14 protein-coding genes are annotated in these 12,580 nt (G+C 40.7%); 2 read left to right on the top strand and 12 right to left on the bottom strand.

Annotated elements, in window-relative coordinates; translation table 11 throughout:
• Positions 1-3: 3 nt before the first annotated feature.
• Genes glyA through HMPREF1117_RS07830 form a run of 6 tightly spaced genes read right to left on the bottom strand, consistent with a single transcriptional unit; the run spans position 4 to position 4,842 of the window.
• A complete protein-coding gene (glyA, locus tag HMPREF1117_RS07855) occupies positions 4-1,260 on the bottom strand; it encodes a serine hydroxymethyltransferase (protein WP_000575532.1) in 1,257 nt (418 codons plus the stop codon).
• A gap of 60 nt (positions 1,261-1,320) precedes the next feature.
• Positions 1,321-1,752: a GNAT family N-acetyltransferase gene (locus tag HMPREF1117_RS07850; protein WP_000942926.1), complete on the bottom strand. Its 432-nt coding sequence runs from the start codon at positions 1,750-1,752 to the stop codon at positions 1,321-1,323.
• A gap of 1 nt (position 1,753) precedes the next feature.
• On the bottom strand, positions 1,754-2,356 hold the full coding sequence (locus HMPREF1117_RS07845) for an L-threonylcarbamoyladenylate synthase (protein ID WP_000969304.1): 603 nt from the start codon (positions 2,354-2,356) through the stop codon (positions 1,754-1,756).
• Positions 2,340-3,176: a peptide chain release factor N(5)-glutamine methyltransferase gene (prmC, locus tag HMPREF1117_RS07840; RefSeq protein WP_000761861.1), complete on the bottom strand. Its 837-nt coding sequence runs from the start codon at positions 3,174-3,176 to the stop codon at positions 2,340-2,342. The genes HMPREF1117_RS07845 and prmC overlap by 17 nt, the downstream gene beginning before the upstream one ends.
• Positions 3,176-4,255 (bottom strand): peptide chain release factor 1, encoded by a 1,080-nt coding sequence (gene prfA, locus HMPREF1117_RS07835; RefSeq protein WP_001028821.1) that lies wholly within the window; start codon positions 4,253-4,255, stop codon positions 3,176-3,178. The genes prmC and prfA overlap by 1 nt, the downstream gene beginning before the upstream one ends.
• On the bottom strand, positions 4,252-4,842 hold the full coding sequence (locus HMPREF1117_RS07830) for a thymidine kinase (RefSeq protein ID WP_000068119.1): 591 nt from the start codon (positions 4,840-4,842) through the stop codon (positions 4,252-4,254). The genes prfA and HMPREF1117_RS07830 overlap by 4 nt, the downstream gene beginning before the upstream one ends.
• Positions 4,843-4,965: 123 nt before the next feature.
• On the opposite strand from HMPREF1117_RS07830, the gene HMPREF1117_RS07825 reads away from it, so the two are divergent.
• Entirely contained in the window at positions 4,966-5,148 is a 183-nt protein-coding gene (locus HMPREF1117_RS07825; RefSeq protein ID WP_001117401.1) for a 4-oxalocrotonate tautomerase, read from the top strand.
• A 131-nt stretch (positions 5,149-5,279) separates the two neighbouring features.
• Positions 5,280-6,653, top strand: coding sequence for a tRNA uridine-5-carboxymethylaminomethyl(34) synthesis GTPase MnmE (mnmE, locus tag HMPREF1117_RS07820; RefSeq protein ID WP_000632752.1), 1,374 nt, complete (start codon positions 5,280-5,282; stop codon positions 6,651-6,653).
• A gap of 43 nt (positions 6,654-6,696) precedes the next feature.
• Here mnmE and dapA read toward each other — a convergent pair whose 3' ends face one another.
• The 6 genes from dapA to HMPREF1117_RS07790 form a co-directional block, all read right to left on the bottom strand.
• Positions 6,697-7,632 (bottom strand): 4-hydroxy-tetrahydrodipicolinate synthase, encoded by a 936-nt coding sequence (gene dapA / locus HMPREF1117_RS07815; protein ID WP_000121623.1) that lies wholly within the window; start codon positions 7,630-7,632, stop codon positions 6,697-6,699.
• Positions 7,633-7,688: 56 nt separating this feature from the next.
• Positions 7,689-8,765 (bottom strand): aspartate-semialdehyde dehydrogenase, encoded by a 1,077-nt coding sequence (locus tag HMPREF1117_RS07810; RefSeq protein WP_000542458.1) that lies wholly within the window; start codon positions 8,763-8,765, stop codon positions 7,689-7,691.
• 320 nt (positions 8,766-9,085) lie between these two features.
• On the bottom strand, positions 9,086-10,060 hold the full coding sequence (gene pta, locus HMPREF1117_RS07805) for a phosphate acetyltransferase (RefSeq protein WP_000451574.1): 975 nt from the start codon (positions 10,058-10,060) through the stop codon (positions 9,086-9,088).
• A gap of 46 nt (positions 10,061-10,106) precedes the next feature.
• Entirely contained in the window at positions 10,107-11,003 is an 897-nt protein-coding gene (locus HMPREF1117_RS07800; protein ID WP_001210017.1) for an RluA family pseudouridine synthase, read from the bottom strand.
• Positions 11,000-11,818, bottom strand: coding sequence for an NAD kinase (locus tag HMPREF1117_RS07795; RefSeq protein WP_000799047.1), 819 nt, complete (start codon positions 11,816-11,818; stop codon positions 11,000-11,002). Before HMPREF1117_RS07795 ends, HMPREF1117_RS07800 begins: the two co-directional genes overlap by 4 nt.
• Complete coding sequence (locus tag HMPREF1117_RS07790) at positions 11,802-12,473, bottom strand: GTP pyrophosphokinase (RefSeq protein ID WP_000151562.1); 672 nt, start codon at positions 12,471-12,473, stop codon at positions 11,802-11,804. The genes HMPREF1117_RS07795 and HMPREF1117_RS07790 overlap by 17 nt, the downstream gene beginning before the upstream one ends.
• Positions 12,474-12,580 lie beyond the last annotated feature (107 nt).

Genomic DNA, 12,580 nt, shown 5'->3' with positions numbered 1-12,580 from the left:
TTTTTAGTCCTCGTATAATGGAAAGGCATCTGTCAATTCTTTGACTGCACTTCTCACTTCTTCTAAGACAGCCTCATCTTCTGCATTTTTAAGGGTTTTAATGATCAATTCAGCCACTTTGCGACTTTCTTCTTCACCAAATCCACGTGCAGTAATGGCTGCTGCTCCGATACGAATACCACTTGTCTTAAATGGTGACAAAGTTTCGTAAGGAATTGAGTTTTTATTTAAGGTAATATTGACTTCATCCAGCAAGTTTTGAGCAACTTTGCCGTTTTCTACAACTTTGGTCACATCCACTAGGAAGAGGTGATTTTCAGTCCCACCAGAAATAATACGGAAATCAGGATCTTGCAAGAAGACAGCTGCCATAGCCTTGCTGTTCTTGATAACATTAGCAGCATATTCCTTGAAGGCTGGATCTAATACTTCTTTGAAGGAAACTGCCTTAGCAGCAACAACATGCTCCAAAGGACCACCCTGAATACCTGGGAAAATAGCTGAATTGATTTTCTTAGCTAAGTCTTCATCATTGGTCAAAATCAAACCACCACGTGGTCCACGAAGGGTTTTGTGGGTCGTTGTTGTAGTGATATGAGCGTATGGCACTGGACTTGGGTGAAGACCAGCAGCAACCAAACCAGCAATGTGAGCCATATCTACCATGAGCTTCGCACCTACAGCATCAGCGATTTCACGGAATTTTGAAAAGTCGATAATTTGAGAATAGGCTGAAGCACCAGCTACGATCAGTTTTGGTTTTACTTCTTGGGCTTGTTTCAAAATAGCATCAAAGTCTAAGAGTTCCGTTTCAGGATCCACACTATAAGAAACAAAGTTGTAGGTTTGACCAGAGAAGCTAACAGGAGCTCCGTGAGTCAAGTGCCCACCTGCTGCCAAATCCATACCCATAACGGTATCACCTGGCTCAATCAAGGCCATGTAAGCCGCACAGTTCGCTTGGCTTCCAGAGTGAGGTTGGACATTGGCAAATTTCACACCGAAAATTTCTTTTGCGCGTTCAATGGCTAGAGTCTCTACCACGTCTACCACATCAGTTCCACCATAATAACGGCGTCCTGGGTAACCTTCGGCATATTTATTCGTCAAGATAGACCCTTGAGCTGCCATAACAGCCTTGGAAACAACGTTTTCCGAAGCAATCAATTCAATGTTGTTTTGTTGGCGTTCTTCTTCTTTGGCAATAGCATTCCAGAGATCAGCATCGTATGCTTTAAAATCATCTTTGTCAAAAATCATAGGTCTTCTCCTTTATAGTGTGACTGGTCCTTTAGTTTGTTTTTCCAATAAGAAAATAAACTAAAAGATGCGAATAAATCGTTTCTGCACTTTATCACAAGTATAACCAACTTTTTCATAAAATGCATGAGCACCCAGACGATGATCGGCAGAGTTTAAGCGGATAAACCCATAACCACGTCTTTTTGCTTCTTGCTCCAACCCTTGTAACAAGCTTTTACCGATACCTTGACCTTGCGCTTGAGGTGTAACTGCTAAGGCTAAGATATTAAAACCTGCTTTGGAGTAAAGGGATTCGTACACTTCAGCGTGGACATAACCAAGTAAGACATGACTATCTACATCCTCATAGCCAAGAAAGAAATGATGGGAATCCTGAGATAGTCTAGCTAATTGACTATTCGTTTCCTCTAGACTAAAAGAATAGCCCAAAGCCTCTTGATTGATGTCACATATAGCTTTCACATCTGTTTCTTGCAAATCTCTTAACATCTCATTCCTCCTCAAAGGAAATCTCTGGCAACTGAGCAAGAATGGCTTCTCGCATAATGGCCCCTTGGCGTAAGATTTTCACCTTGTCTCCAGACAAATCCAAAATAGTTGAATCCTGGCCAGTTAGAAAAGCATCGTCTTCCAGACCCAGAACCTCTTGTTCAAAATCCTTCAGAATTTGATCAAAGTTCACGCCACTTGCCTGACCTGAGATATTGGCAGACGGCCCAATCAAGGGACCTGTCTCTCGAATTAAATCCAGTGTGATAGGGTGACTGGGCATCCGAAATCCCACCGTTGCAAGCCCAGAATTAACCCAATAAGGAACTCTGTCATTGGCTTCTAGGATAAGGGTCAAGGGACCTGGCAAAAAGGTCTCTACAAGTTTTTGCAGATAAGATGGCTGATTCTTAGAAAAGTTCAAGATGTCCTCTAGAGAGGCGATATTGAGGTTAAGCGCCTTATCTCTTGGACGACGTTTGAGTTGGTAAACATGTTCAACTGCTTTTTCGTCTAGAGCCTTGGCAAAGAGACCGTAAACCGTCTCTGTAGGCAGAACGACAGCTCCACCATTTTCCAACTCTTGTCTAATCCTGTCCATCATCAACTACAACCATCCTATCTTGACCGAATTGGTCCTTGAGTGTTCGAACTCTTTTTTCAGGAAGATGTTTCCTAAAAAGTTCGGGAACACTTTGACCTTGCTTGTATCCAATTTCAAGGTAAATCTTACCACCATCTTTGAGATAGTCTTTTGCATCTTCCGCAATTCTACGGTAAATAGCTAGACCATCTTCATCTGCAAAGAGAGCTAGATGAGGTTCTGAATGCAAAACATTCAAACCGACCTCTGACTCATCTGCACGAGAGATATAGGGTGGATTGGAAACAATTATATCATATTTTTCATAAATCTCTGTAAAACAGTCAGATTTTTTAAAAAATATTTGAAGATTTTGATTTTTAGCATTCTCTGATGCAAGGGCAAGTGCCTCTTGAGAAATATCTGCTGCTGTCACTGACCAAGCTGGTCTGTTTTTTGCTAATGCAAGAGCAATAGCTCCACTTCCAGTACCGATGTCCAAGATCTTGAGATTTTCTTCATGATTGTCAGCTAGGATGAGCTCCACTAACTCCTCAGTCTCTGGACGAGGAATCAAAACCCGCTCATCAACTCTCAACTGCATTCCAAAGAAATCTGCATGACCGATGATATACTGGGCTGGTTTATGAGCTGCTAACTGCTGGTAAATTTCCTCTACAAATTGTTTTTCTTCTGCTGTTACCTCTTGCTGTAGGGCAAAAACAAAGTCTGTAAAAGATAGATTTTTCAGGTTACGATAGACAAAAGAGAGGCTTTCTGCTTCCTCTCCTTGTCTTATCAACTCTTCTTCAAAATCTGAAAATAATTGAGCTAATTTCATTATTTGTTTAATTCTTCTAATTTTTGTGTTTGGTCATAGAGCACCAAGGCATCCACAACTTCATCCAATTTACCAGACAAAATGGTATCTAGTTTTTGGAGGGTCAAGCCAATACGGTGGTCTGTGACACGGTTTTGTGGGAAGTTATAAGTACGAATCCGTTCTGAACGGTCACCAGTACCGATTGTCGACTTACGCTCAGCGTCTTGTTCGTCTTGGGCAATCTGAGCAAAGTGGTCAGCAACACGAGCACGGATAATCTTCATAGCCTTCTCACGGTTTTTCTGCTGGGTACGTTCTTCCTGCATCTCAACTTTGATATTGGTTGGTAAGTGAACGATACGAACGGCTGTCGCAACCTTATTGACGTTCTGTCCACCAGCACCAGAGGCATGGTAGATGTCGACACGAAGGTCTTTTGGATCAATATCGTATTCAACTTCTTCTACTTCAGGCATGACCAAAACTGTCGCTGTCGAGGTGTGGACACGGCCTTGGCTTTCTGTAACAGGGACACGTTGCACACGGTGGGCACCAGATTCGTACTTAAGCTTAGAGTAAACAGACTGACCTGAAACCATGGCAACCACTTCTTTAAAACCGCCGACACCGTTCATAGAAGCCTCCATGACTTCAAAGCGCCAGCCTTGGGCTTCCGCATACTTTTGGTACATGGTTAACAAATCTCCAGCGAAAAGTGCTGCTTCATCTCCACCAGCTGCTCCACGGATTTCAAGAATGATATTCTTATCATCATTCGGATCTTTAGGAAGGAGTAAAATCTTTAATTTCTCTTCATATTCTTCCTTTTCAGCCTTGGCGTCTTTGAGTTCTTGCTTGGCCATTTCTTCCAAGTCTGCATCTCCACTTGATTCTTTAATCATCTCTTCAGCATCAACGATGTTTTGAAGGACTTGTTTGTACTCACGATAGGCTGTTACTGTATCACGAGTTGAAGACTCTTCTTTTGAAAGCTCCATGAAACGCTTGGTATCCGAAACCACATCTGGGTCACTGAGCAACTCTCCTAATTCTTCATAACGGTCTTCTACAGCTTGTAGTTGATCATAGATATTCATTTTTCTTCATTCTCCTTATTGATTTCAGGGGCAAAATAATGTTTACGGCAAACTGAGATATAGGTTTCATTTCCACCAATTTGGATTTGTTCTCCCTCATAGGTAGGTTTTCCGTCTAAGATTCTGAGAACCATAGTCGCTTTTTTCTTACAGTACTGGCAAATGGTCTTAATTTCATCAATCTTATCTGCTAAGAGTAAGAGATATTTAGAACCTTCGAACAGTTCATTTCTAAAATCATTTTTCAAACCAAAAGCCATGACTGGAATGTCTAATTCATCGACAACACGAGCTAGGTCGTAAACATGGTGACGCTTGAGAAACTGGGCTTCATCTACCAAAACACAGTAAGGTGTTTCTGGTAAATCACGGATAAATCCAAAGATATCAGTCGTTTCCTCAATCGCAATGGCAGGGCGTTTCATACCGATTCGACTTGACACATAACCAACACCATCACGGGTATCCAGAGCTGAAGTCATAATCACAACACCTTTTCCTTGCTCCTCGTAGTTATAGGCCACTTTGAGAATCTCGATTGTCTTTCCAGAGTTCATGGTCCCATAACGATAATACAACTGTGCCATGTTTCTTGCTTCACGTCCATTTCTAAATTTTTGCTACATTCTAGTATATCATAATTTTCTTAAGCTTTAAACGGCAAAATGTGGTAAAATAGAAGAAATCAAAAACTAGTGGAGGAAGCCATTATGCCATTTGTACGCATCGATTTATTTGAAGGACGCACGCTCGAGCAAAAGAAGGCTCTTGCTAAGGAAGTAACGGAAGCGGTTGTCCGTAACACTGGAGCCCCTCAATCTGCTGTCCATGTCATTATCAACGACATGCCTGAAGGAACTTACTTCCCACAAGGGGAAATGCGCACCAAATAAGCTAGCTTAAGCAGAATTGCTTAGGCTTTTTCAATCTCCAAGTAGCATTCATTGAAGAAATAGATCAAATTTGTTACAATTTTAGAATAGATTTACAAACTTATAAAAGAATAATTTTTAAAGGAAAAGATATGATTACACGTGAATTTGATACCATCGCTGCTATATCTACTCCACTTGGTGAAGGGGCTATTGGTATTGTCCGCCTGAGTGGAACAGACAGTTTTGCTATTGCGCAAAAAATTTTCAAAGGAAAAGACTTAACCAAGGTTGCCAGCCACACTCTCAACTATGGACATATCGTCGACCCACTAACTGGTAAAATCATGGATGAAGTTATGGTCGGGGCCATGAAATCTCCAAAAACCTTCACTCGTGAGGATATTATCGAGATTAACACCCACGGTGGGATTGCAGTCACTAATGAAATATTGCAACTAGCAATTCGTGAAGGGGCTCGCATGGCAGAACCTGGTGAATTTACCAAACGTGCCTTTCTAAACGGACGAGTGGACTTGACTCAGGCTGAAGCTGTGATGGATATCATCCGTGCTAAGACTGACAAGGCCATGAACATTGCGGTCAAACAACTAGATGGTTCTCTTTCTGACCTCATTAATAATACTCGCCAAGAAATCCTCAATACACTTGCCCAAGTTGAGGTCAATATCGATTATCCTGAGTACGACGATGTTGAGGAAGCTACTACTGCTGTTGTCCGTGAAAAGACAATGGAGTTTGAACAATTACTAACCAATCTTCTTAGAACAGCCCGTCGCGGTAAAATCCTTCGTGAAGGAATTTCAACAGCTATCATCGGACGCCCCAACGTTGGTAAATCCAGCCTTCTCAACAATCTCCTACGCGAAGACAAGGCTATCGTAACAGATATTGCTGGGACAACACGTGATGTCATTGAAGAATACGTCAACATCAACGGCGTTCCCCTAAAATTGATTGATACAGCTGGTATTCGTGAAACGGATGATCTCGTTGAACAAATCGGTGTTGAACGCTCTAAAAAAGCTCTTAAGGAAGCCGACTTAGTTCTTCTAGTGCTAAATGCTAGCGAGCCACTGACTGCTCAAGACAGACAACTCTTAGAAATCAGTCAGGATACTAACCGCATTATTCTACTCAATAAAACCGACCTGCCTGAAGCAATTGAAACTTCTGAACTTCCTGAAAATGTCATCCGTATTTCAGTCCTTAAAAACCAAAACATTGACAAGATTGAGGAACGTATTAACAACCTCTTCTTTGAAAATGCAGGTCTTGTGGAGCAAGATGCGACCTACCTATCCAACGCTCGTCACATTTCCTTGATTGAGAAAGCAGTCGAAAGTCTACAAGCTGTAAACGAAGGCTTGGAACTAGGTATGCCAGTTGATTTACTTCAAGTAGATTTGACCCGTACTTGGGAAATTCTCGGTGAAATCACTGGAGATGCTGCTCCAGATGAACTCATCACCCAACTCTTTAGCCAATTCTGTTTAGGAAAATAAGAAAAATCCATGATCCTTCATTCGGTCATGGATTTTATCTTTATTAATAGTCTGGTCTTAGGACACCTGTTACGGTTGCCTTAGTCGCTTCATAGTCGCCATCTACGACAACCTTAATAATGCGTTTGGCATCTTCTTCTGGTGCTGGAACAAGAGGTAGACGAGTTGGTCCAGCTTCAAATCCCATATAGTTAAGAACAGCTTTAACTGGAGCAGGACTTGGATAAGAGAAGAGGGCATTAACCTTAGGAATGAATTTACGCTGAATAGCTGCAGCTTTCTTCATATCACTTCCTTCAATAGCCGTAAACATCTCATGCATTTCATCTCCATTTGTATGAGATGCAACAGAAATAACCCCGTCCGCACCAAGGTTCATGGCATGGAAAGCATCTCCATCTTCACCAGTGTAAATCAAAAACTCTTCAGGCTTGTGCTCAATCAAGTAAGCCATGTTAGCCAAACTTGTACATTCTTTGACACCGATAATATTTGGATGATCAGCCAAACGAAGCATGGTTTCTGGAGTTAATTCGACAACTACACGACCTGGAATGTTATAGATAATAATAGGCAAATCTGAAGCATCTGCAATAGCCTTAAAGTGCTGATACATTCCTTCTTGAGAAGGTTTGTTGTAGTAAGGAACAATAGCAAGCCCAGCAGCAAAACCACCAAATTCTGCTACTTCTTTGACAAACTCGATAGAGTCACGCGTATCATTGGTACCCACACCCGCAATCAAAGGAACACGTCCATTGACAACTTTTTGTACAGCCGCAAAGAGTTCCAACTCTTCATCGTGGGTCAAGGTTGGACTTTCAGCAGTCGTCCCTGCAAGAAGAATGCCGTCTGTATGATGGGCCAATAAATGCTCAATCAAGGCTGGAATGGCATCAAAGTTGATGGAACCATCCTCGTGGAAGGGAGTAATAAAGGCTGTGATGATTTTACACTCTTTTAAATCTTGATAAGACATGAGAAACACCTCTCTATTTCAAAGAAGGAGTTCATCTGAACTCCTAAACAATATGACTATTTTAATTCAAATTTCAATTCGGCCGTTGGACGAACTAAGCCACGTTCGTGCAAAGTTTCTGCAATCTGAACTGAGTTCCAAGCAGCACCTTTGAGAAGGTTATCTGAAACAACCCACATGTGGATCCCTTTTTCTGCATCCAAGTCTTTACGGATGCGACCAACAAAGGTATCACGTGAACCCACTGCATTGATGGCTTGCGGATAAATTTGATGAGCAACATCATCTTCAAGGACAGCACCTGGGAAGGCTGCGATAGCTGCTTTTACTTCTTCGATTGGAGCCACTTCTTTTGTTTCGATGTAAACTGACTCAGAGTGAGCTGACAAGACTGGAATACGCACACATGTTGCAGATACTGCAATGCTATCATCTTCCATAATTTTCTTAGTTTCCTTAGTCATCTTCATCTCTTCGTAAGTGTAATCATTGTCAGTGAAGACATCGATTTGTGGAAGAGCATTGAAGGCGATAGGATAGTGTTTCTTGTCACCACCTGAAGGTAAGATTTCCGCATGCAAATCACGTGGGTTTACACCATCATTCAAGACTTCACGAAGTTCACGTTGTGTCTCAAGAATTGCTCCCATACCAGCACCTGAAACTGCTTGGTAAGTTGAAACAATGATACGGTCCAAGCCCCATTTTTGGCGAACTGGCTCAAGTGCCACCATCATTTGAATTGTTGAACAGTTAGGGCAGGCAATAATACCATTGTGAGCATCAAGTGCATGAGCATTGACCTCTGGTACAACCAAAGGAACATCTGGATTTTGACGGAAGTAAGATGTATTATCTACTACTACCGCTCCAGCTTTCACTGCGTATGGTGCATACTTAGCTGATGTAGAACCACCTGCTGAAAATAGAGCAATATCAACTCCTTCAAAAGCTGTTTCAGTCGTTTCTTCAATCGTAATATCTTGACCTTTAAATTTCAAAGTCTTGCCTGCTGAACGAGCAGAAGCAAGTAAACGAATTTTATCGATAGGAAGCGATGATTCTTCCAACATTTTTATCATCTGAGCACCGACTGCACCTGTCGCGCCAACTACTGCAACTGTATATCCCATAAATAACCTCTTTCGGAATTTTCTAAAAATTTCTATAATAGATGTATTATACTACTTTTTCCATGAATTGCAAACCTTTTTTCATAAATTTTAAGAAAATAAAAATCCCTAGTCATAGACCAGGGATTAAGAGGCATCTTCATGTGATGAGCAGGTTCACACAACTCATCAAGGTCCGCTCCTGCGTTATGACCTCCTTATGCTCAATAGTGGTCCGAAAACCACCTATCGACTCATCGCATAGACCATTCTACTAGATAAAAACTGTTTTGTCAAGAATTAATTTTTTCAACCTGATTCCATTGAAAGAGGTTGAATCATTATTGATGAACTGCTTGGGCTGCTGTGATCAGGGTCAACTTATAAACATCATCAGCATTACATCCACGAGAAAGGTCGTTAACCGGCTTGTTTAAACCTTGCAATACAGGACCAACAGCTGCAAACCCTCCAAGACGCTCAGCCATCTTGTAACCAATATTTCCGGCTTCAATACCTGGGAATATAAAGACATTTGCTTGACCAGCCACATTACTTCCTGGAGCTTTAAGTGCTGCTGTTTCAGGAACAAAGGCTGCATCAAATTGCAACTCACCATCAATTTCGAGGTCAGGACGTAAATCATGTGCGATTTTCGTTGCTTCCACTACCTTATCAACACTTTCACCAAAACCTGAACCCTTAGTAGAGTAGCTCAACATAGCAATTTTAGGTTCGATTCCAAACATCTTAGCTGTGATTGCTGAGTTGATTGCAATTTCAGCCAAAGCTTCTGCATCAGGATTGATATTGATAGCACAGTCACCAAATAGGTAACGTTCCGTACCACGAACCATGAGGAAGGCACCTGAAGTACGTGTTACATTTGGTCGAGTTTTAATGATTTGTAGGGCTGGGCGAACTGTTGAAGCAGTTGAGTGAATTGCTCCAGATACCATACCATCAACCAATCCCATATAGACTAACATAACACCAAAGTAGTTGACATCTTCAACCAAAACTTTGCGTGCTTCTTCTTCAGACATTTTGCCTTTACGACGCTCCACCAAGGCAACAACCATTTCTTCAAATTTATCGTAGTGTTGAGGGTCGATGACTTCATAACCATCCCCAATTCCTTCGATTTCGAGATAAATTTTAATTTTTTCTGGATTACCAAGCAAAACAGGAATTACTTCTGTTTCTTTTACCAAGCGTTTAGTCGCTTGAAGAATACGTGGTTCTTCCCCTTCAGGGAGAACGATACGAGCATTTTTGCCAACTAAGTTGGCTTTTAAACTTTCAAAAACTTCCATGAGTTTTCTCCTTTAAATAAATAATAAATTATACTCCAAATAGATTCTAGAGAGTATTAATTGATAACTGTTTAATAAGATTGCTAAAATCATCCGGTAAAGGACTTTCCATTTGCAAGTCCTGTTCTAAAAATGGATGATAAAAAGATAAATAATGGCAATGTAAAGCCTGGCGTTGAATTCCGTCATCTAGACTACCACCGTACAAGTCATCTCCCAACAAAGGAAAACCAATATGGGAAAAATGGACTCGAATTTGATGAGTACGACCAGTATGGAGTCTAATGTCAACCAAGTGAATATTACCATACGATGCTACAATCTTGTAAGAAGTATGAGCATATTTCCCACCTTTTGCCACTCGTCTCGTAATTATCGAATTTTCATCACGCGCGATCGGAGCAATAATTTCTCCTTCTAGTTCCAAGTGTCCATCACCTTTAACCAGAGCATAATAGCGCTTTTCAATGGATTTCTTTTGCAACTGTTTGTCTAGGCGAGCATGCGCATAGCCGTGCTTAGCAAAGAGCATCAAACCAGAAGTATCTCTATCAAGTCTAGTTACAATGTGTACCTGCTGGTTTTCATAATTTTGCTTAACGTAGTAACCCTTGATAAAGTTAGCAATGGTGTTGGAATGATTGACACTTGGAATGGAGGCAACACCATAAGGTTTATTCAAAATTAAGAAATGATCATCTTCGAATAAAATATCAAGTGGACGCTCGATAGCTTCTAATGTTTCAAATCCTTCCTCGGCTGGAATATCAATAGTAACTCGGTCTCCAATATCCAACAGATAAGTTGCATTTTGAGTCTCGCCATTAACTTGAATATCCCCACCTCTAAACTTAATCTTGGCTAGAAGTCCTTTAGAAACCTCGTGTTTCTTTAAAAAGGTTTTCACCTTGACATGTTCATCTGCGATAAATTCAAACCTCATTCATCTACCTCACCGATGAAAGCATCTTTCACACGATTCCAAAAACTAGTGTGGCTAGGAGATGCAACAAAGTGAATTTTATGATGGTCAATCTGGTACTCTATTTTTTCTATATTTCGCAATGAATAGATGCTATTATCAACCGAAATGGTATGGTAGTCATTTCGGGTTGGAATAAGTTCGATCTTATCTTTTTTAGGAATAATAATTGACGAACCTAAGGTCCGATAAACACGATTATTTAGACTGGCAATCTCAGTCAACTGCAAAGCTTCAATCGTAGGATGTAATACTGCTCCGCCAAGCGATTTGTTATAAGCAGTACTACCAGTAGGTGTTGAAACTGTAAGCCCATCTCCTCGAAAACGTTCAAAGTGAACTCCATTTATGAATATATCTGCTACCATTGTTCTATCTGACCGACGGATACTAGCTTCATTGAGGGCTCTGAGAATCTTGACCTCTCCATTTTCCAGAAAGATCTTGACGTTTAAAACAGGATAAGATATCCTAGCTCCCGTATCAAGTTGTAAATTAGTCACCAACTGATCCAACTCAAAATCACGATAATCCGTATAAAAGCCTAGATGCCCAGTATGTACTCCTATAAAACGGACCTTATCCAGCTGGTCTTCATACTTATGAAAGGCTGATAAGAGCATACCATCTCCTCCAATCGAGATAACAATATCGGGATTGGTATCATTAAGTATAAACTGATGCCTCTTCAAACGATCTCTCAATTCATACAAAACCCTTTGACTTTGCGGTTTTCTATTTGCAATTAGATCAATTCGTTTACCTGTATTCTTCATCTGTATCGTCACTATTTCCTACACCATCATTCAATTTTCTACTCAGAGGATCAAAAAGAGCTTGCGCTTCCTGGATATCATCACGAATTTTCCCCATTTCTTCATCCAATTGATGGGCAATCTTAGCAGTTATTTCTAGTCGCTTCTTTATTTCCTCTGGGAAATCCCCTTGGTATTTGTAGTTGAGAGAATGTTCTATCGTTGCCCAGAAATTCATTGCCAAAGTACGAATTTGAATTTCTGCTAAAATGGTTTTGGCACCACTAATCGTATCAACAGTGTATTCTACTACAACGTGATAAGAACGATATCCGGAAGCCTTTCTATGATTGATATAATCTCTCTCCTGCACAATACGCATGTCCTGACGCTTACGTAAAATAGCTACTACTTCTTGGACGTCATCAACAAATTGCACCATCACTCGTAAGCCAGCGATGTCTTGCAAATCATGTTCCAAAGTCGTATAGGTAATTCCACGACGAGCCATTTTTTCCTTGATACTCTCAATAGGTTTGACTCTACCTGTAACAAACTCAATCGGAGAATGCTTATTTTGCTTGCGATATTGCTTACGAATACCTCGAAGTTTAATCTTTAACTCACCAACAGCTTGAATGTAAGGATCTAAAAATTCTTCCCATTCTATGGTCATATATTCTCCCTTATTTTCATATTATCCTTTAAAAATATCTTTGATTTTTTCTCCAGATTCATATACAATAAATACACTGCTATTATATCATAAATCGCTTTCAATGA

This window comes from Streptococcus sp. SK643, assembly GCF_000259505.1.
Taxonomy (GTDB): domain Bacteria; phylum Bacillota; class Bacilli; order Lactobacillales; family Streptococcaceae; genus Streptococcus.
This window is presented reverse-complemented; position numbering and strand designations above follow the sequence as displayed.

Bases quoted from the DNA above. Each gene is read 5' to 3' on its own strand.
- HMPREF1117_RS07795 (WP_000799047.1), bottom strand. From the start codon at position 11,818: ATGAAGAATACAGGTAAACGAATTGATCTAATTGCAAATAGAAAACCG.
- pta (WP_000451574.1), bottom strand. From the start codon at position 10,060: ATGGAAGTTTTTGAAAGTTTAAAAGCCAACTTAGTTGGCAAAAATGCT.
- HMPREF1117_RS07850 (WP_000942926.1), bottom strand. From the start codon at position 1,752: ATGTTAAGAGATTTGCAAGAAACAGATGTGAAAGCTATATGTGACATC.
- glyA (WP_000575532.1), bottom strand. From the start codon at position 1,260: ATGATTTTTGACAAAGATGATTTTAAAGCATACGATGCTGATCTCTGG.
- prmC (WP_000761861.1), bottom strand. From the start codon at position 3,176: ATGAAATTAGCTCAATTATTTTCAGATTTTGAAGAAGAGTTGATAAGA.
- HMPREF1117_RS07800 (WP_001210017.1), bottom strand. From the start codon at position 11,003: ATGAGGTTTGAATTTATCGCAGATGAACATGTCAAGGTGAAAACCTTT.
- HMPREF1117_RS07810 (WP_000542458.1), bottom strand. From the start codon at position 8,765: ATGGGATATACAGTTGCAGTAGTTGGCGCGACAGGTGCAGTCGGTGCT.
- prfA (WP_001028821.1), bottom strand. From the start codon at position 4,255: ATGAATATCTATGATCAACTACAAGCTGTAGAAGACCGTTATGAAGAA.
- HMPREF1117_RS07825 (WP_001117401.1), top strand. From the start codon at position 4,966: ATGCCATTTGTACGCATCGATTTATTTGAAGGACGCACGCTCGAGCAA.
- HMPREF1117_RS07790 (WP_000151562.1), bottom strand. From the start codon at position 12,473: ATGACCATAGAATGGGAAGAATTTTTAGATCCTTACATTCAAGCTGTT.
- HMPREF1117_RS07845 (WP_000969304.1), bottom strand. From the start codon at position 2,356: ATGATGGACAGGATTAGACAAGAGTTGGAAAATGGTGGAGCTGTCGTT.
- mnmE (WP_000632752.1), top strand. From the start codon at position 5,280: ATGATTACACGTGAATTTGATACCATCGCTGCTATATCTACTCCACTT.
- HMPREF1117_RS07830 (WP_000068119.1), bottom strand. From the start codon at position 4,842: ATGGCACAGTTGTATTATCGTTATGGGACCATGAACTCTGGAAAGACA.
- dapA (WP_000121623.1), bottom strand. From the start codon at position 7,632: ATGTCTTATCAAGATTTAAAAGAGTGTAAAATCATCACAGCCTTTATT.